At 70.9% G+C, this 19,998-nt stretch carries 10 protein-coding genes; 5 read left to right on the plus strand and 5 right to left on the minus strand.

Annotation, left to right across the window (positions count from 1 at the left end):
- Positions 1-55: 55 nt before the first annotated feature.
- The 5 genes from sbnA to PYS65_RS33690 all read right to left on the minus strand — a co-directional run bounded on the left by sbnA (position 56) and on the right by PYS65_RS33690 (position 9,284).
- Positions 56-1,117, minus strand: coding sequence for a 2,3-diaminopropionate biosynthesis protein SbnA (sbnA, locus tag PYS65_RS33670; protein ID WP_279337758.1), 1,062 nt, complete (start codon positions 1,115-1,117; stop codon positions 56-58).
- A 41-nt stretch (positions 1,118-1,158) separates the two neighbouring features.
- Positions 1,159-2,229: a 2,3-diaminopropionate biosynthesis protein SbnB gene (gene sbnB / locus PYS65_RS33675; RefSeq protein WP_279337759.1), complete on the minus strand. Its 1,071-nt coding sequence runs from the start codon at positions 2,227-2,229 to the stop codon at positions 1,159-1,161.
- Positions 2,226-3,233 carry a TauD/TfdA family dioxygenase gene (locus tag PYS65_RS33680; RefSeq protein ID WP_279337760.1) on the minus strand — a complete coding sequence of 336 codons (1,008 nt, stop codon included), beginning with the start codon at positions 3,231-3,233 and terminating at the stop codon, positions 2,226-2,228. Before PYS65_RS33680 ends, sbnB begins: the two co-directional genes overlap by 4 nt.
- A gap of 36 nt (positions 3,234-3,269) precedes the next feature.
- Entirely contained in the window at positions 3,270-6,560 is a 3,291-nt protein-coding gene (locus PYS65_RS33685; protein WP_279337761.1) for a non-ribosomal peptide synthetase, read from the minus strand.
- Positions 6,561-6,701: 141 nt separating this feature from the next.
- Entirely contained in the window at positions 6,702-9,284 is a 2,583-nt protein-coding gene (locus PYS65_RS33690) for a Pls/PosA family non-ribosomal peptide synthetase (protein WP_279337762.1), read from the minus strand.
- A 415-nt stretch (positions 9,285-9,699) separates the two neighbouring features.
- Here PYS65_RS33690 and PYS65_RS33695 point away from each other — a divergent pair, with 415 nt between their 5' ends.
- From PYS65_RS33695 to PYS65_RS33715, 5 genes are all read left to right on the plus strand, one after another.
- A complete protein-coding gene (locus PYS65_RS33695; RefSeq protein ID WP_279337763.1) occupies positions 9,700-10,248 on the plus strand; it encodes a TetR/AcrR family transcriptional regulator in 549 nt (182 codons plus the stop codon).
- 25 nt (positions 10,249-10,273) lie between these two features.
- Positions 10,274-12,454: an MMPL family transporter gene (locus PYS65_RS33700; RefSeq protein WP_279337764.1), complete on the plus strand. Its 2,181-nt coding sequence runs from the start codon at positions 10,274-10,276 to the stop codon at positions 12,452-12,454.
- A 385-nt stretch (positions 12,455-12,839) separates the two neighbouring features.
- The gene (locus tag PYS65_RS33705; protein WP_279337765.1) at positions 12,840-13,694 is read left to right on the plus strand and encodes a DUF4132 domain-containing protein; all 855 of its coding nucleotides are present in this window, start codon (positions 12,840-12,842) and stop codon (positions 13,692-13,694) included.
- Positions 13,691-18,745 carry a hypothetical protein gene (locus PYS65_RS33710; RefSeq protein ID WP_279337766.1) on the plus strand — a complete coding sequence of 1,685 codons (5,055 nt, stop codon included), beginning with the start codon at positions 13,691-13,693 and terminating at the stop codon, positions 18,743-18,745. The genes PYS65_RS33705 and PYS65_RS33710 overlap by 4 nt, the downstream gene beginning before the upstream one ends.
- 79 nt (positions 18,746-18,824) lie before the next feature.
- Positions 18,825-19,994, plus strand: coding sequence for an ATP-binding protein (locus PYS65_RS33715; protein WP_279338160.1), 1,170 nt, complete (start codon positions 18,825-18,827; stop codon positions 19,992-19,994).
- The last annotated feature ends 4 nt before the right edge of the window (positions 19,995-19,998 follow it).

Genomic DNA, 19,998 nt, shown 5'->3' on the forward strand with positions numbered 1-19,998 from the left:
AGGACCCGCTTCGGTGGGACGGCTGATCCAGGACCGTCCCACCGGACGGCGTTCGTCACCGCCGCCGTCGCCGCTTCGTGGGCGGACGGGGCGGACGGGGCGGGCGGCTCCCCTGGAATGTGGGCACGGGGTCGGCTGCCCAGGGGCCGGCGGCCGTCTCATCGGAGTCGAGCAGGTCCTCGCCGTAAAGATCGTGCAGCCAGTTGGACTGGTAGATGGTGTCGAGGTAGCGCTCGCCGAGATCCGGGGCGATGGCCACCGCGGTGAGTTCACGCGTGTCGTGGTCGTCCAGCCAGCGCATCGCGCCGCTGACGACCGTGCCGGTGGAGCCGCCGAAGAGGAACCCCCGTCTGGCCAGGCGATGGCACATACGGATGGTGTCCGTCTCCTCGACGCGTACCACCTCGTCCACGTAGGACTCGTCGAGCAGCGGCGGAGGCATGCTCATGCCGAGCCCGGGAATCATGCGGCGGCCCGGCGCGCCACCGAAGGTCACCGAACCGACGCTGTCCACCGCGACGATCCGTACCGGCCGGTGCCACTGGCGGAAATAGCGTGCGCAGCCCATCAGAGTTCCGGTGGTGCCGGCGCCGACGAACAGCACGTCCAGGTGCGGGAATTGCTGGGCGATCTCCGGCGCCGTTTTGCGGTAGTGCGCCTTCCAGTTGCCCGGATTGGTGTACTGACTGAGCCACACATACCGGTCATCGGAATCGCACAGCGCACGGACGTAGTCGATCCGCGCGCTCAGAAAGCCGCCTTCGGCGTCCGAGCCGGCGATGATGTGCACCCGGCTGCCCAGTGCCTCCATCAGAAGCCTGGTCGACAGGTTGCAGCGTGAGTCCGTCACGCACAGGAACCGGTAGCCCTTGCTCGCCGCGATCATGCTCAGCGCCACGCCTAGGTTGCCGGACGAGGACTCGACCAGGATCGAATCCGGTGTGAGCTCTCCGTCCCGTTCGGCGGCTTCCACCATCTCGGTCGCGGCCTTCAGCTTGATCGAGCCGGCGAAGTTGAAACCCTCGCACTTCAGGAACAGGGGACGCCCGAAGAGAGGCTCGAGGCCGACGTAGAGCTGGGATTCGTTGAAGGCGTGGGGAGAGGATACGACAGGCACGACGGCCTCCTCCTCGTCTGCGGCAGGGCGCTCCCGGCCGGTCATCCGTGACGGCGCAGTTCGTGGAAGAAGTCATCGACGACGTGCAGTTCTCCCGAGCGGACCAGTTCGTCGTAGACGTACTTGCCGACCGCGAGGTCGAGCACCCCGAGGCCGAAGGGTGAGAACACCACCGGCCGGCCCGTGGGCACTGTCACCCGCCCGGCCATCACGTCGTCCAACGTGCCCTGCAGGAAGTCCCGGTTGCCCGTGAGCTGCTCGGCCAGATGCGGCGAGGTGCCGGCCTTCAGGCAGTGCTCGACGTCATCCACGACATTGGTCGAGGCGAGAACGATCTCCGGCGCGAGGTCGCGCAGCGACACGTGCAGAACCACGGGATTGTGCGAGAACCACGTGAGGTCGCTGACGTGCGGCTCACCGGCGACGGTGGCGAAGACCACCAGGTCGCTGCCGCGGATCAGCTCCTCGGCACTGTGGTGCACCGTGATCCGGCCTGTGGTGCCCGACTGCCCGAGGTAGTGGCGGAACCCTGCCGTGCTGTCGGCGGACAGGTCGTACAGGCCTGTCTCGTCGAACGACCAGCCGTTGCCGACCAGGAACGTGTGGATGTAGCGGGCGATCAGGCCCGTCCCGAAGAACCCGACGCGCGTGGGCCGTGGCCGGTCCCGGCTGAGGCGATCCGCGGCCAGCACCGCGGACGCGGCCGTCCGGGTGGCGCTGATGATGGAACTCTCCAGGCAGGCGAACGGGTAGCCGGTCTCCTGGTCGTTGAGGATCAGCACGGCGGACGCCCGGGGGATGCCGGCCTGCACGTTCTCCGGGAAACTGGAGATCCACTTCACGCCGTCCACCTGTACGTGCCCGCCGATCGAGGCCGGCAGCGCGATGATCCGGGAGGTCGGACGGTCGGGAAACCGCAGGAAGTACGACGGCGGGTTCACCGAGTCACCGGCACCGTGCAGCCGGTAGGTGACCTCGGCCAACTCGACGAGCTGCTTCTCGCGCCCCTCCAGCACCTGCTGGACCTGGGCACCGGAGATCACCGCGAAGGGCCGCACGCTGTGCGGTCCGCCTGTCGCGGACGCCGTCACGGAGGCGGGGACGCCGGTCATCGGGCGGTCACCTCGAAGGCCGGCGAACAGTCGGACATCCGTACCGGGTCGGCCATCGCGACGAGCACGTCGCGCGGTCCCTCGAAGGGCTCCCGGCTGTGCGCGGTGCGCAGGTTGTCGACGATCATCAGATCGCCGGCCCGCCACGGCTCGCGTGCGGTGTGGATCTCGTAGACCTTGTTGAGCAGTTGCACCACGTCCTCACCGATCGGGTCGCCGCTTCCGAAACGGGTGTTGAACGGCAGCCCGTCGGCTCCGTAGACCTCGACGAGGTACTCGCGGACCTCGGGGGCCAAGGTCCACTCGTTGAGGAACGCGACCTGGTTGAACCAGCAGCGCCGCCCGGTGACCGGATGGCGCATCACGGCGCTGCGGCGCTGCCTGGTGCGCAGGGTCCCGTCGGGCTGCCATGCGAACTCGATGGCGTTGGCGCGGCAGTACCTCTCGACGGCATCCCGCTCGTCGGTGCCGAACGCCTCGACGAGGGAGCACCCGATCTCGTCGTTGTAGCTGCGGGTGAGCAGCCAGCCCTCCCGCTCGAACCGCTCGGTCAACGCGGTGGGCAGTTCCTCGAGCACACTCGCCGCGTCGGCCACTCCGGTCGCCCCGCCCCGGTCGGGCGCGGTGAGGCAGGCGAACAGCATCAGACCGGGGAACTCGAGCGTGTAACTCTGTTCGTGGTGCATGCACATCGGCTGGTTCGGCGGCCACTGCGCCGAGGAGTACACGCCGTCGGCATAGGTCCGCCGAGGTGCGAAAGCCTCCCGCTCGGCCATCAGACCGGTGCTCAGCCGCTCGAAGACGGCACCGGCCCCGGCCACATCACGCAGCCCGAGGCCGCGGATCAGGAGGCAGCCGTGCTCGGCGACGACGGCGCGCAGCGCCTCCCGGTGCTCGGCTGCCCAGCGTGGCGCGTCGCCGGTGATCTCGGTGAGCAGTACCGGAGGCCGTCCGGGCTGGAGTTCGACCTCGTCGAGCAGCGACGCCGGGGAGATGAAGGACATCCTGATTTCCTTTCAGTGTGCAGCTGGGTGTGCCGCTCAGGAGGCAGGCAGTAGTTCGACGGTGCGCAGCACGGCCTGCGCTGCCTCGGACGGACGGCTGCGCAGGAAGTAGTGGCCGCCCGTGGCGAGTTCCTGCAGATCGACGTGGACCGCGAGGAGCTCCCAGTCACGGTGGCGTCGCGGGTGATCAGCCGTGATCGGGTCGTCGGTGGCGACGACCACGGTGACCGGCACGGACAACTTCACCGCCGGGGGAGCGTCGAGGAGATCTGCGAAACAGCGGTGCGCGGACACGCAGTCGTGCCGGTAGGCCGCACCGATGTGCTCGGCGCGCCGCGCGTCCAGCTCATGGAGCTCGGCGTAGCCGCTGTCCGCACTCAGCCTCGCGGCGATCTCGGCGTCGCTCAGCCCGGTCAGCTCGGTGACCGCGGCGCGCCGGTCGGCGGCATCGCCGAGCAACTGCGCGCCGATGAAGACCCGCCGGACTTCCACCCCGTGCGCGTCCAGCTGTCCGGCCGTCTGCACGGCGAAAGCCGCGCCCGACGAGTGCCCCCACAACAGGACTCCGCGCAGGCCACGTTCAGTGATCTCGGCGACGACCTGAGCCACCACATCCGCCATCGACGCGAAAGGCTCGCTCGGGGCGGCCACGTCGTGACCGGGCAGCTCGACGGCGTAGACCGCGAGCCCGCTGCCCTGCAGGGCCCTGGCCATCGGCTGGAAGTTCACCGCGTTGCCGCCGGCGTAGGGGAAACACACCAGGGCACCAGCCGGCGCACCGTCCGGTTCGTACAACGGCTGGAGCAGTCCGGAACGCCGATCGGACCTGCCGTCGACCAGCGCGGCCAGATCGGCGAGGACCGGATGACGGGTCACGTCCTTGAGCGACACCGCGCGGTCCAGGCTGATCGCCAGCTTCACAGCCGACAGCGATGTGCCGCCCCGGTCGAAGAAGTGGGCCCGTCGGTCGATCTGAGCCTGCGGGATGCCGAGCACCTCCGCCCAAGCCGCCGCCAGCCGCCGCTCGGTCGGCGTACCCGGCATGGGGGAGTCTTCTTCACCGTCCTCGACGACGTCCGGTTCGGCCACGAGTGCTGCCAGTGCCCTCTTGTCGGTCTTGCCGTTGGCGGTCAGCGGCAGCCTTTCCCGCCAGTGGAAGGCCGACGGCACCATGTACTCCGGCAGCGACTCACCCAGCCGGCCCCGCAGGTCCTCGACGGGGAGCGGCGTCGGGCCGGAGTAGAAGGCCACAAGGCGCTTGCCCCGGCCGGGCGGCTCGGTGACCACCACCGCACCGTCGCGGACGCCGGGGACCTGCAGCAGGGTGTTCTCGATCTCGCCGATCTCGATCCTGAAGCCACGGATCTTGACCTGGGTGTCGCGGCGTCCGAGGAACTCCAGCTTGCCCTCGGGCAGCCAGCGGCCGTGGTCGCCACTGCGGTAGAGCCGGGCTCCCTCGCGGTGCGGATCGGGCATGAAAGCCTGCTTGGTGCGGTCGGGGTCGTTGACGTATCCACGACCCACGCAGACGCCGGAGAAGACGATCTCGCCGGGGGCGCCGAGCGGTACCGGTGACAGCTGTTCGTCGACGACGTAGACGTGCACATTGGCGACGGGGGGACCGAGCGGGACCCGTTCGCGGTCCGGCACCCGGTCCAGGACCTCGTGGTTGGTGTCGTCGCAGGTCTCGGTCAAGCCGTAGGCGTTGACCAGCTTGATGCCGGGCTGGGCCGCGAACCAGCGCTGCGTGAGCTCCTTCTTCAACGCCTCACCGGTGACGGACACGCACCGCAGGCCGGGCAGCTCGCGCGGGTGCTGCTCCAGATAGGTCAGGACGACTTCGAGGTACGACGGCACGACCTGGAGCACGGTGACCCGACCGCGGTCGATCCTGTCGACGAACCGCTGGACGTCCAGGATCACCTCCTGCTCGACCAGCAGGGTCCGCCCACCCACCAGAAGGGCGGACAACAGTTGCCACAACGAGATGTCGAAGCACTGCGGGGCGGTCTGGGCGACCACCTGTCCCTCGTGGACATCGAGCTCCAGGTCCTCGATCTTGGCGTAGAGGTGGTTGAGCATCCCCGCGTGTTCGCACATCGCGCCCTTGGGCTCTCCGGTGGAGCCGGAGGTGAAGTAGATGTAGGCGAGTCGGTCCGGTGCGACGGCGATGCCCAGGTCGTCGTCGCGGCCACCCTCGTCGTACGCCGTAGCGATGAAGAGCTTCTGGACTCCCGGCAGCGAGTCCAGGGCCTGGTCGAGGGAGTCGGTGCTCGTGGGTTCGGTGAGCACGAGCCCGCACGCGGCACGGGAGAGCATGGCCGCGATGCGATCGGCCGGGAAACGCGGGTCGACGGGCAGGTACACGCCTCCGGCCTTGAAGACCGCGAGGACGGAGGCCATCCAGTCCAGGTTCCTCCCGGTCACCACCGCGACGACCCCCTCACGGCGCAGCCCCCGCGCCAGCAGGGCTCGTCCCAGCCGGTTGGCACGTGCGTTGAGCTCCTGATAGGTCCACTCCCGGTCGCCGTGCACGGCGGCGACGGCCTTCGGGTGCAGCCTCACCCGCTGTTCGAACAGCTCGTGCATCCGGGCGTCCGGCAGGGTACGGCGCGGCCCGGACAGCCCTTCGAGCTGGAACCGGAACTCCTCGTCGGAGAGCAGGCTCTGCCGCGCGTGCTCGGCATCCGGATCCGCGGCGATGAGCGCGAGCGCGGTGAGGTGGTAACCGGCGATCCTGGCGGCGTGGTCCGCGTCGAGTACGTCGGTCCGGTACCGCAGTCGCAGCGTGGGCCGGCCACTGTGCTCGGAGAACGCCGTCCACAGCACGGTGCCTTCGGCGAGATCGCCGGCGACGTCCGTCGGGCGGGGACCGGGGACCGGATGCGGATCGAGGACGGTCTCGGCCGACGGTTCGGCGAGGTCCAGCTCGCGTCTGAGTCCGTCGACCGGAAAGTCCTTGTGCGACAGCAGTTCCGATACGACGCGATGGGTGTCGGCCAGGAGCGCCCGCCACGATGCCGGTGCGGTCGTCAGCCGGCAGGGCAACGGCCGGCCGCCCTCCTCCACGACGTGGCCGGTCATGACCTCGTGCTCGCCCGACAGTGCGGCGAGTACCTTGGCGTGCGCGGCCAGCATCACGGAGCCGAGAGGCATCGTGAGGTCCTCCGCCAACCGGCGCAAGGCGTTCATGACATCGTCCGGAATCGTGGCCTCGTGCTCGTCGACACCCGCCACCGGACGGAGCGTCCACCGAGGGATCGTGGTGGATCCGCCGGTGACGAGCACACCGCGCCAGAATTCCCGGTCCGCCCATCGCGTTGCCATCGATCAGTCCCTCTCCACTCGCCGTGGCCACCCTGTCCGTCGCCGCCGACCAGGCCGGCTCCTCCGCCTTCGCCGCTGTCGGCAGACCGCCGGGCCTGACTGCCCGGCCGGTCGAGCCGACTCGACCAAGAGGGTCCTGTGCTACTCCTGCCGCGTCAGCGCCGGCGGCCGACCGGGGGCGTCGCTCGTCTCCGTGGCCGGGTTGCCACCCCACCGCGCGTACGGCGGGACTTCCTCGCCCTTCATGAGGAAGGAGTCGGGCGCGAGTACCGAGCCGTCACCCATCGTCACTCCGTAGTGGACGTGGGAGCCGACACCGAGGGTGCATCCGTCCCCTATCGCGCTGCGGTCGGACTTGAAGGTGCCGTCCTCCTGCGAGTGGCATTGGATCTTGCTCCCCGCATTGAGGGTGCAGTCGTCCCCGATGGTGGTGAGCATCCGCTCCGTCAGATAGCAGCCGTCGTCGAAGACCCTGCTGCCGAGACGGACCCCCAGGAGCCGCCAGATCACGTTCTTGAAGGGGGTGCCGTTGAAGATGTTGAGGTACTCGTCAGGGACCTTCCACAGACGCTCGTGCCACCAGAAGTACGGGTCGTAGATGGAGCACAACTGCGGCCGCAGCCCGCGGAAAGCCACGATGGCGCGCTCCACCAGTACGAAATAGAGGGGAGTGAGTACCAGACTGACCACCAGGAACGCCGCGATCGCCACATGCCCGAAGGAGTCGTACACTTCGACATTCGCGAGGGCGAGCACGGTGATGACGAAGAGGAAAAACCACCGTACGAGCAGGAAGAGGAGCATCGAGCGGATATTGAAGCGGTTCTTGGCAGCGAGGTTGCGATACAACTCGGTTCCGGTCCGCATGTGGTCGAACCGCAGGTCGCGCTCCACCGAACGGGGAATCTCGAAGCACGGCGAGCCGAGCAGACCCACCCCCTCACGCACCTCGCCGTCGAGGGGAACCATCACCTTCGTCGCGAGAAGGCAGTTGTCGCCCGTCTTCGCCCCGGACGGATACGCGATGTTGTTCCCGAGGAAGTTGTGCCGTCCGATCGACGTCCGGGACACCCGGAAAGACGTACTCGAGAAGTCGGCATTGACGATCGACAGACCGTCAGCAATCATCGTGCCGCTGCCGACGGAGGACAGATACGGGGTCTCGTGCTGTACTTCCGTGCCGAAGTTGGACCCCGTCTGCTCCACCTGCGACAGGTTGTATCCGAGGCCGCGCAGGTAGTGGACGATGTAGGAGCTGTCACCGAAGAGCCATGTGAAGAACTTCACGTTGGTGATGCGCGCGATCGCCCGGTGCATCGAGTAGTGAAAGCCGTACAGCGGATATATCTTGTCCGGCTCGATCAGCAGATTCAGCAGGCGCGGCACGGTGAACAGGGCGACGATGCCCACAACGGCGAAACCGAGGAACAGGACGCAGGACGCGATCAGCGCGTCGGCATAGAGCTCCGCCGACACGAGCCCCGTCGTGCCCGGGGCCAGTCGGTCGTTCAGTGCCGGGACTTCCGTCAACAGCATGTACAGGCCCCCGACGGCCAACGGCACGGAGAGGAAGAACAGCTGACCCACTGTGGCGAGGCCGAAGCCGGCCCGGCGCAAAGTGCCGCACCTGGCGGGCGGGATCCGCACGTAGTCGAACTCTGTGCGCTGCGCCGGAGAACCGTGCCACCGCTGGTCGTCGGGGACCGCCTGACCGCTGTGCAGTGATGACGTATGACCGAGTTGCGCCCCGTCGCCCATCGACGTGGCGATGTCGAGCACGGTCTTCTCACCGATGAACACATTCCGGCCAAGGGTGACCGGGCCCGTCTGGATACGGCCGGCGTGCGCCCGGTAGCAAGAGAAGAACGACTCCTTGCGGATCACCGTGCCGGCGCCGATCGTGAGCAGGTCGGTGCAGACCGGAACGTTGCGCGAGAGGATCGTGACACCCGTCCCGATGCGTGCGCCGAGTGCCCTCAGGTAGAGCACATACAGGGGATTGCCGACGAAGAGGACCATCGGGTTGGCGTGGAGCAGTACCTTGACGGTCCAGAAGCGCAGGTAAGTCAGACCCCAGACCGGGAACTCGCGTTCTTTCCATCGGCCGATGAGGATCCATTTGGCCGCGATCGGGAAAGCGCACATGCCGATGAAGCCGGCACCGCCGAAGACGACCGATCGCAGGTAGATGTCCGTCACGCTCGAGCCGGTGGATATCCATGCATAACCATGTGCGGCAAGGAGTGCGGCGAGGAAGGAATATCCCAGGAAAAGCAGAAACTGCAGCACTCCGCAAAGGGCGTACTGCAGCGTGCCGACCGAAGTCGTGGGTCCAGAGGCCGACGGGTCCGGCGAGCCGGCGGGAGCGGGTGCGGCAGCGATGCCGGCTCCGGCGTCGGCACTGGTGTCGGTGAGTGCCGACGCCAGACCGCGGATCGTCCGGTGAAGGTAGACGTCCTTTATCGAAACCGACGGTAGATCCGCCCTTTTCCTGACGCGTGCACAGAACTGTGCCATCACCAGTGAATTGGCGCCCAGGTCGTCGAAGAAGTTGGCGTCGACCGAAACCCGCTCCACGCCCACGACACCGGCGAGAACCTCGGCGAGATCCCTTTCCGCGGCTGTCGACGGACTGTTTTCTTTCGACGGGCCGTGCGTCCTGTGCTTGGCGGATCCAGATCTATCCGGCACGCCCGTCAGGGACTCGGCAGACTTCTCCAGCATGCAAGCTCCTTGAGCACTCACGGAACCATCACGCTCCAGTCTCTGTCGTCCACCGACGGGGTGCCACTCGAATCGACTACGCAGCGCGACATCAGGAGTCGTCGATGCCGGGGATCCGGCCGCAACGGCCTGGCGCCCGGTCCGCGGAGCCGGTGTGTGCTGTGGACCCGAAGCGCTTCGGGTCCACGCTCGTCGGCCGTGCGTGAGTGCTCTGGTGAGGGATGCGCGAACCGGTCGCCGGACGCGGCGAGAGGTCCCGTGGCGCCGTCCGTCACGAGGGCCGGCGCTTCCCCGCGCGAGCCGGCGAAGTCCGCGTGTGCCCTCTCCGGGACCCGGACGGGAGGGGTGACGCAGGCCACAGTGGCGTGCTGTCCGATCGGTCAGTCCTGACCGATCGGACAGTTATGGTGGGGGAATGGCCCGCTCAGCCTCCGCCATGCGCGGGCAGATCCTGAAGTCGGCACTGCGACTGTTCGCCGTGCACGGCTTCCGAGGCACCTCATTGCAGGACATCGCCTCGGACGTGGGCTGCTCGAAGGCATCACTGCTCTACCACTTCGCCGGCAAGGAGAAGATCCTCACCGAGCTGCTGACCCCGACCCAGGACGCCCTCGCCGCGCTGCTCGACCGCGTGGCCGGACTGGAGGGCGGTCGGCTGGTGGAGGAGACCGTCGTCGGATACGTCGACCTGACGCTGCGGTTCCGCTGCGAGATCAGGCTTCTCTTCGAGGACATCACCGAGATGTCCTGCCACCAGGACCTCGACGTCATGGAGTTGGCGGACGGCCTGCTGGACGCGCTGGCCGGCCGCTCGCAGCGGACGCTGGCCCGGGTGGCGGCGTGGATGGTACTGGGCGCCGTCTTCGTCACCGGTGCCGCCGACGACGAGGTGGCGCCGGACGAGGTGCTGCGCGCCGAGATGATCCGCAGCGCGCTGCGGACGCTTGACCACACTCCCAGTTGACCCCTCACGGAAAGACCCCTCCTCCATGGCGACCTTGCTGTACCGGCTCGGGCGGTTCTCCTTCCGCAGAAGAGGCCGAATAGCCGCGGTCTGGCTGCTCCTGCTGACTCTGCTGGGTATCGGAGCCGCCACCCTGATGGGCCCGACCAGCGACAAGTTCTCCATGCCGGGCACCGAGTCCCAGCGGGCGCTGGACGATCTCGACCGGCAGTTCCCCCAGGCCGGCGGAGCCACCGGCACCATCGTCCTCGCCGCGCCCGAGGGTGCGAAGCTGGACCCCGCCGCGGTGGCACCCGTGGTGGAGGAAGCCTCCGGGATCGACGGCGTCACCGCCGCCATGGACCCGTTCCAGACCGGCGCCGTCTCCCAGGACGGCCGGTACGCCCTGATCCAGGTGCAGTTCGACAAGGTCGTCGACGAGGTCACCGACGAGCAGAAGTCGGCCTACGAGGCCGTCGGCGCCGAGGCCGGGGACCTGCGGGTCGAGCACGGCGGCGAGGTCATGGGCGGTGAGGTGGAGGTCGGCTCCACCGAGGCGCTCGGAGTGCTGGTCGCCGCGGCGGTCCTGGTCGTCACCTTCGGCTCGCTGGTCGCAGCCGGCATGACCCTGCTGAACGCGCTGATCGGCGTCGCGGTCGGCATGGCCGGCCTCTTCTCCCTGACCAGTGTCATCGAACTGACCTCCACCGCCCCCATCCTGGCGCTGATGCTGGGTCTGGCCGTCGGCATCGACTACTCGCTCTTCATCACCTCCCGCTACCGCCAGTACCTCGGCGAGGGCCTCGAACCCGAGGAGGCCGCCGGCCGTGCGACCGGCACCGCCGGCTCCGCCGTCGTCTTCGCCGGCGCCACCGTCGTCATCGCCCTGGCGGGCCTCTCCGTCGTCGGCATCCCCTTCCTGAGCGTGATGGGCCTGGCCGCGGCGGGCACCGTCGCCGTCGCCGTCCTGGTCGCCCTCACCCTGCTGCCGGCCTTCCTCTCCTTCGCCGGCCGGAAGATCCTGCCGCGCAAGCAGCGCCGGGCGGCCGGGAAGGGCGCCGAGGAGCCCGCCGGGAAGGGCGCCGTCACCGAGGGCTTCGGCTTCACCTGGGGCCGCCTCGTCACCAAGCTGCGCGTCCCGCTCCTGGTCGTCGGGGTCCTCGGGCTGGGCGCGCTCACCCTTCCGGCCCAGGACATGCGCATGGCCCTGCCGGACGCGGGCACCGCCGCCGAGGGCTCCCCCGCGCGCGAGGCGTACGACCTGACGTCCGAGGGCTTCGGCGAGGGCTTCAACGGCCGTCTCATCGCCGTCGTCAACGGTGAGGACGCGCAGTCCACCGCGGCGGCCGCGGAGCAGGCCACCGCCCTCATCCAGGACACCGACGGCGTCCTGGCCGTGGCCCCGCCGCAGCTGAACGAACAGGGCACCACCGCCCTGCTGGCCGTCATCCCCGAGGCAGGCCCGACGGCCGCCGCCACCGAGGACGCCGTCCACGACATCCGCGACCGGGTCGCGGACATCGAGGGGGCCGACATCGCCCTCACCGGCGCGACCGCCCTGGGCATCGACGTCTCGGAGAAGCTCGCCGACGCCCTGCCGGTGTATCTCCTCCTGGTGGTGGGCCTGTCCATCCTGCTGCTCATGCTGGTCTTCCGGTCGGTCCTGGTACCGCTCAAGGCGGCCCTGGGCTTTCTGCTCACCGTGGGCGCGACCTTCGGCATCACCGTCGCCATCTTCCAGGAGGGCCACCTCGCGAGCCTGGTGGGCGTCGACACCCCCGGCCCGCTGGTGAGCTTCCTGCCGATCCTCCTCATCGGCATCCTGTTCGGCCTCGCCATGGACTACGAGGTCTTCCTCGTCTCCCGTATGCGCGAGGACTTCGTCCACGGCGCCGACCCGCAGGCGGCCATGGTCAGCGGCATGGGCCACAACGCCCGTGTCGTCACGGCCGCCGCGCTCATCATGACGTCCGTGTTCGGAGGCTTCGTCCTGATGGACGACCCGATCATCAAATCCATCGGCTTCGCCCTCGCCGTCGGCGTGATCATCGACGCCTTCGTCGTCCGCATGGCGCTGGTCCCCGCGGTGATGTCACTGCTCGGCCGTGCCGCGTGGTGGCTGCCCAAGGCCGTCGACAAGGCCCTGCCCGACCTCGACATCGAGGGCGAGAAACTGAACCGGCTGCCGTCCCCGCAGACGCGCGACGAGACCCCCGTCTCGGTCTGACCCGCGCACCGGCCGGACCGGACCACACCCCGGAGGACGGGACCCGCGACAACGGTCCCGTCCTCCCTCCGTTCCTTCCCGCTTCCCTCACCCTTTCCGACTCCCCCCGGGGGGAGTCACGCGGACCGTCGTTCTTCGAACCGCGCGGTGTCCCGGGTGTCCCGCTGCCCCCGGTGCGCCGGAGGCTCACCGCGGAGCCCTGAACGGCTTGTTCTTCGCACACCCGCGTCCGGGGTTGAGGGGTTACCGGCAGACAGGGACGGGCCGGCGGTGGGGACGCCACCGGCCACGCCAGGCACCTGGTCGGCGGAACACCCGCACCCCGTTGTCAGAGGCCTGCCCTACAGTTCCCGTCACTTGATCAGTGTGGATGCGGGAGGCACGCATGGGGTGGGTGTCGGCCGGCGACTACGAAGTCGCCCTCGACGACGGCAAGGTGGTGTGCCGCAACGCGACGGGACGACGGCTGAAGTCCGTACCGTCCAAGATCGCCGACGATCCGGCGGTGGTGGGGCTGCGCCAGCTCGTCGAATGGCTGGAACGGCACGAACGACAGTGCCTCGCCGACGTCGAGCGGTGGATGGTGCGCTCCCTGCCGGTGCCGTTCGCGGTCCTGGCGCGGGTCTGGCCGGACCCGGCCTGGCAGGCCGCCCTGCGCGACCTGGTGGTCACGGGCACGGACGGCGTGGTGGCCGGGTTCCTGCGGGACGCCGACCCCGAGCGGGGCCTCGGCCTCGTCGACCTCGATGGCGACACCGTCCGGATCACTCCCGGTCTGCTCTGCCTGCCGCACCCGGTGCTGCTCGACGAGCTCGAGGACCTGCGCGAGTTCGCCGTCGAGATCGGCATCGAACAGCGCGCCCAGCAGCTCTTCCGCGAAGTGTGGCACCGGCCCGCGGCCCTCGACGCCGAAGCCGGCTCCGTCGAGGACCACGCGGGCGGCGCCTTCAAGGAACTGAGGTTCCTGCACGGCCGCGCGTCCCAGCTGGGATACCGCGTGCGCGGCGGCCACGCCGTGTGCTCCGTACTCGAGGACGGCCGCGGTGTCGAGGCCCGGGTATGGGTCGGCGACTACGACGGCTACTCCGAGACGGAGACCGGCCCGCTCGTCTTCACCGACCCGGCCGGCCGGGCCCTGAAACTCGGTCAGGTCGGTCCGGTGGCCTGGTCGGAGGGCATGCGTATGGCAGCCGCACTGTACGCCGGACGCGACATCGAGGACGAGGAGCGTGCGGCATGACGACCCACGAACACGACGGATTCACCTTCGACGAGACCACCTCGGCCGCGCTGCTCGACGCCGGCGCCGTACTGCCCCCGGCCGCCACGGACCGCGAGGACGCCGACGTCCTCACCGCCCGCACGTACACCCACACCGCGCTGGACGGGCGCAAGGTCGTACGACTGGTACCGGGCACGCTCGGTGAAGCCGAGGATCTCGCCCTGGACTTCCTCGGTCTCGCCCGGGAGCCGGAAACCCCCGAGGTCGGCCAGGTGCGCCGGGAAACCCTCGGCTTCCCCGCCTGGGCGCTCGTCAACGACCCGGCGAACGGACACCACGCCCTGGCACTGGTCAGGGACGTCGAGCGGCTCGCCCGGCAGGCCAAGTCCCGCCCCGGCACCGCCAAAGACGGCTTCGAGGCGCTCGGCGGGCAGCTCGGCCGGGCCGTGCCGCACTTCCTGCCCACCTTCTACGAGCAGGCCGCCCGCGTCTTCCTGCAGCACGAGAACACCACCTACGCGGCGGCCTTCTTCGGCAAGGCCCGCGAGGCGGAGCGGGTGCACGCGCTGACCGTGGACGAGGAGCGGCAGCGGTCCGTTTTCCTGGAGTTCGCCTTCGCCGGGGCATTGACCGTCAAGGCGCTCAAGGAGCATGTGAAGGCGCTCGCGGCCCGGCTCGCCCCGGCCGAGGCGTGGGCGCAGTTCCGGCAGCTGACCGTGGAGCGCTGCGCCGCCGGCATGCCGCCGTACGCGTCGCTGCCCCAGGACGCGCGCACCCTGATCAAGGCGGCGGGGCTGGACCGGGTCACCGAGGAATGCGCCCTGGTCGCGGACCTGCTCGCGTCGCCCGCGGCCGTGCGGGCGCCCGCCTCCTTCTGGAACACCTACCGGCCGACGCTCGTCGTCCTCGCCGAGCGGCAACCCGACGTACGGGCCCGGCTGCTGGAGATCATGCCGGCCGGACTGGGCCGCTCCACGAAGGACGACGAGTTCTGGCTGGCGCTGCTCGCGGAGACCGGCGCCGACCGGCTGCTGGCGGGCGAGAGCGCGGACGGGACCGACGCGGCGGACTGGCTCAGTCGCTGGGCACTGCACCGCAAGCACGGCGGCACGGTCAGCGACCGCTCACCGGCCACCCTCGCGCTCGTGGAGCGCATGGCCCCGTCCCTGCGCGCACACGGCCGCGCCGTGGACCTCTTCACGGGCCGCTGGCACGCCGGCGCCGATCTCGACCTGCTGGACCTGTGCGTGGCCGAGAACGTACCGCTGACCCGGCCCGGGTCCGGCACGGACGTCCACCTCTCCCTCGGCCGGTGGATGGAGGACACCGGAGCCGGGCGACGTGACCTGATGGCCGTCGCGGCGGACCCGCGCGGCCGGCGCATGCTGTACGACGCCGTCGGCAACCTGCAGCGTCAGCGGACCGGCACCGGGCTGCTGGAGCAGATCGCCGGCCATCCCGTCCTCGCCGACGTGCTCCGCGAGTGGCTGGAGGACGCCGCCGACGAACTGGACGGCGCCACCGGTCCGGCGGGCGCCCGCGCCGCGCTCGAACGGCTGCGTCCCTTCCGCACGGTCGCCGCCCGGATCAGCCGGCAGGCCGTCGCCAAGGCCGCCGCGTTCGACATCGCACCGCTGCTCGGCAACACCCTGCGCGCCGGCATCCCGGACGAACTGGGCTGGCCGGCCCTCGAGGAGGCGGTGCGCCGACTCGAGGCCGGGACCCGGCGCGGTCATGACGACACCCTCGCTGTCCAAGAGTGCTGGCCGGCCCTGATCCTCTCCCGCCGGCACAAGGCGATCGTGGTGGGCCCCCAGGACATCCTGCTGGAACACGACCTGCGGCTGCCGGCCGAACCGGACCGCTGGCAGCGGCCCTCGTTCCGCTACACGGACGGCGAACTGCTGGTGATGTGGCGGCAAGGCGCCAAGAGCCACGGCTACTGGTCGGCCCGCCCGACCGAGGTGTTCCCGCTCGGCGGCGAGCAGCTCCCGTCCTGGTACAGCAGCGGCGACGCGGGCGAGACCTCGATCCCGATCCCGGACGGCGGCCGCGCCACCGGCGGGCGCGCCCTGCACGCCGGCGACACGGTCCTGCCGCCCGGCCGCCCCGTCATCGGGGACGGCACCTCCTACTGGCGCCAGGGACGGCAGGGCGTGCGGCAGGTGTGGCTCGAGTACGACCCGGCCACCGGCACCCACGGTCGTGCCTCGCTGCCCGCGTTCCTGCGCTCCGGCATCCAGGACGGCGCCACCCTGCTCCAGCAGCACTGCACCGTGCTGCCCCTGCAGCCCGGTCTGGAGCACAGCCCGTTCGGCACCGACGGCACGGTCCTCGGCCGCTGGGTGCGCACCGAGGGCGAGGGCGACGAGACCCGCACCACCGTCGGCACACCGGACGGCCGAACCGCCACCCTGTCGGCGGACAACCGGATACCGGGCATACCGCTCGGCGTACTGCGGCTGCCCGGCGGCGTCGAGCCCCTCGTCGTCGCCCAGCACCGCCAGGTCACGCTGTACACCACGGACGACACCACCGGTGTGCGGGAACTGGGCCGGCTGACACCGCTGCAGCGCGGCGGCGAGTTCGCGGCCGGTACACCACTCGTTCCGCCGGTCGACTTCTGGCACGCGCTGCGCCCGCGCGACGAGAGCGCTTCGGCGATCCTGCGGACCCTGAGCGACGAGAAGGCGGAGGAGCTGCTGCGCGCCGGGGCCCGTGTCCTGGCGGAGCGGCAGGCCGAGGTGGCGGCGGCCGAGCGGGCGAACGCGGCCTCCGGGAACGGGGGCGGGGGCGGCCAGGCGGCCACCACCGGCAACCCCGCCGTCCCGAGCGCCCAGGAGGTCCTGCGCAAGGCCGTCTCCCGCGCCCTGCCCGACCTCACCGAGCCCCGGGTGCTCACCGGCGTCACCTCCCTGGTGCACGCGGTGCTGCGACTCGCCGAGTCCGTCGCCGCGTTCGTCGAGCCTCCGGCGGAGCGGCCCAGGGCCCGGTCCCAGTGGGTTCTGGGCATGTTCGCCGACTACCGTCCCGAGGACGGCGACGACCAGACGCTGCGCGAGGCGACCGCCGGCCTCGCCGGGCAGTACGGCTGGTGGGGTGGCGGACAGCGGTGGAGCGTGCTGCGCCAGATCCGCGCCGTCAACCACGTCCTGACCGGGAAGCCCGCCGACGGCAAGGCCCTGCCCGGCAACGCCCGCCTCACCGGCCCCGACGACGGATGGCGCAGCGACGAGCGCACCGTCCCCGCCGGAGGCCCCGCCTGGCCTTCCCTGCTCGACGCGCTGCGCCCGCTCGCCTACCGCGCCGCCGCCCCCACCCTGACAGAGGCACACCGCAGAGCACTGCTGCTGCTCTTCGAGGCGATCACGGAGGGCCCGCTGGCCGCACCCGGAGCCGCGCTGCGCGAGGTCGTGCTGAGCGAGCCGCGCGGCAAGCAGGACCGCGCCGGTCAGGTGCTGCGCCGCGACGGCCGCACCGTCGTCGTCCTCGGCTGTCAGAGCGTCGACCACCGCCACGACCGCGTGAACTGGCTGGCCCTGGACCACGATCCGGCGGGCACGTTCGGCGCCGTGGCCCACTTCACCTCGGCCCGGGAGGCGGCACACCCGCCGGTGTTCCCGGCCGACACGCTGGCGGCGGTGACGGGGCTGATCCGGGACAAGGGCCCCGCACCCTGGCAGCCGGAGGCACCCGCCGCGCTGGCCGCCGCCACGCGGGGCGGCCTGGGGCCGGTGCAGGCCGCCCTGCTGCTCGCGGGGAAGCCGACGCAGCTCACCGACGAGGTGAGCGCCGCGACAGCCCTGAAGCCACGGCAGAAGCAGCTCGGCGACGCGCTGCTGAGCTCGCTGGAGCCCGGCGACCGGGCGGCCCTGGTCGGCGCCCTGCTGCCGGCGAACCCCGGTGACCTGTGGACGACCGGACCGGACACGGGCGCGGCGGGCCGGGTGTGGGCCGAGCGCCTCGACGGCGTCGTCCGTCTCCCCGAGGACCTCGTCGGCGACATCGCCCTGCCGGGAGTGCCGACCGGATCCGTCGAGGAGATGCTCAACCCGCGCCGCACCCCCTGGCTCAGCCGCACCACGGTGCAGCGGCTCGACAAGGACGGCAACCTCGTACCGGAGGACCCCGCGGCGCTGCCCGGACGGTACGACCTGGCACGCGCCGTGTCCTCCCTGGCCGGGCTCGCCTACTCGCTGCCGTACGGGCACCCGCTGCGCGCCACGCTGCCGGAAGGACTGGCCGCGCTGCGCCGCCGCCTCGCGGACCCCGGGCTGCTGCTCGACCTCGGCCTGGAATGGACCGAGAAGGGCTCGTCGACCGCCGTCGAACTGCGCAAGGCGTACGGACTGCCCGCCACCGGCGGCGCCGGCGCAGACGGCCTGACACCCGTCGGCGAGGCGCTGGTACTGCGTCCCTGGCACGGCGACCAGGAAACCGTCCTGGTCCGCTCCGCCGCCCTCGTCCGCGCGGACGACCCCGTGTTCGGTCTCGTCGAGGGACTCGTCGGAACCGCGCGCGGCGACGGAATGCGGGCACTGCGGGCGGTCCTGGACGACGAACTCGCCCGCGCCGTCGCGGCCGGAACGGACCCGGCGGACCCCACCGGGTACGCCCATGCCCCGTCCGTCAGCGTGCCCGAACTGGTCACGGAGGTCGCCGAGGCCAACGGCCTGGGCGAGGACGCGGCGGGGCTCTACCTCCAGCTGCTCGCCCTGCCCGACCCGACGGACCGCAACTGCGTCCGCCGGACCGGCTGGAAGCCCGCCCGCATGAAGAAGGCACGCGCCGAACTGGCGGCGGCCACCGGGCTGGTCGTCGAGGCGAAGCGGTCCCGGGCCGGCCGCACCCTCTTCCTGCCCTGCGGCTGGCTGGACCTGAAGTCCCCCGCCCTGCCGGTGGAGATCTGGAAGCAGGACCTCTACCCGGTGCGCGGCAACGCCCCCGCGGTGCCGCTGCTGCCGGTACCCGAACTGTTCCGGCGCGCATGGGACCGCGTCCGCGCCAACGACGCGCCCGCCTACGAGGAACTCACCACCCGCGCCACCCGCAAGGGCCGCCGCCGATGACCACGAGCCTTGCGGGGCCCGCAGAAAGCAGGGTCCACCCGTGACCACCGTCCACCCGCGCCCGGAAGAACCCGCACCGATGACCACCGCCCTGCCCCCTTCCCCGGCCCGCCAGATCGTCCCGCCCGAGGACCGGTACGCGACCGAACTCGCCTTCCTCGCCGCCCACGACGACGGACCGCGCCCGCCCGCCTGGCGGCTCACCCCCCGCGCGGTCGTCACCTTCGTCATGGGCAGCGCCGGCGGCGCCCTGAAGCTGCCCGACGACGCCGAAGCGCCCGACGGGGTGCCGCGCCGACTGGTGATCGAGGACAAGTTCGTCGGCGACCGGGCGCTGGTCGAGCGGTGCGTGGTGACCCTCGCCGGTGAGCGCGGTCTGCTGCTCGTCGGCGAACCCGGTACCGCCAAGTCGATGCTGTCCGAACTGCTCTCCACCGCCGTGTGCGGCACCAGCGGCCTGGTCGTGCAGGGCACGGCCGGCACCACCGAGGACCAGCTCAAGTACGGCTGGAACTACGCGCTGCTGCTGGCGCAGGGCCCCACCCGGCAGGCACTCGTGCCCTCGCCCGTGCTGACCGCCATGTCCCGGGGCGCCGTCGCCCGCGTCGAGGAGATCACCCGCTGCCTGCCCGAAGTGCAGGACGCGCTGGTGTCGCTGCTCTCCGAACGGCGGATCGCCGTCCCCGAACTGGCCGGCGGCGAGGACGCCCTGGCGCACGCCGCGCCCGGCTTCAACCTCATCGCCACCGCCAACCTCCGCGACAAGGGCGTCTCCGAGATGTCCGCGGCCCTCAAGCGCCGCTTCAACTTCGAGACCGTCGGCCCCATCGGGGACCTCGACGCGGAGACCGCACTGGTGCGCGGCCAGGCGCGGGCGTCCGTGGAGCGGGCCGGCGCACCGTTCCAGGTGGACGACGCCGTCCTGGAGGCCCTGGTCACCGCGTTCCGGGACCTGCGCGAGGGCCGGTCGGCGGAGGGCTGGGAGGTGGAGCGGCCCTCGACCGTGATGAGCACTGCGGAGGCCGTGTCCGTGGCCGGCGCGCTCGCCCTCGCCGCGGCGTACTTCCCCGGCGACCGCGACGTGCTCGGACTGCTGCCCGGCCATCTGCTCGGCGTGGTCCGCAAGGACGACCCCGCCGACGCCGCCCGGCTGCGCGGCTACTGGGACGGACCCGTCCGGCGCCGCGCCGAACAGGGGTCCGCCACCTGGCGCACCCTGTGGGACCTGCGTACGGTCCTGGAGGGCTGACCGC

The sequence above is a fragment of the Streptomyces cathayae genome (genome assembly GCF_029760955.1).
GTDB lineage: Bacteria > Actinomycetota > Actinomycetes > Streptomycetales > Streptomycetaceae > Streptomyces > Streptomyces cathayae.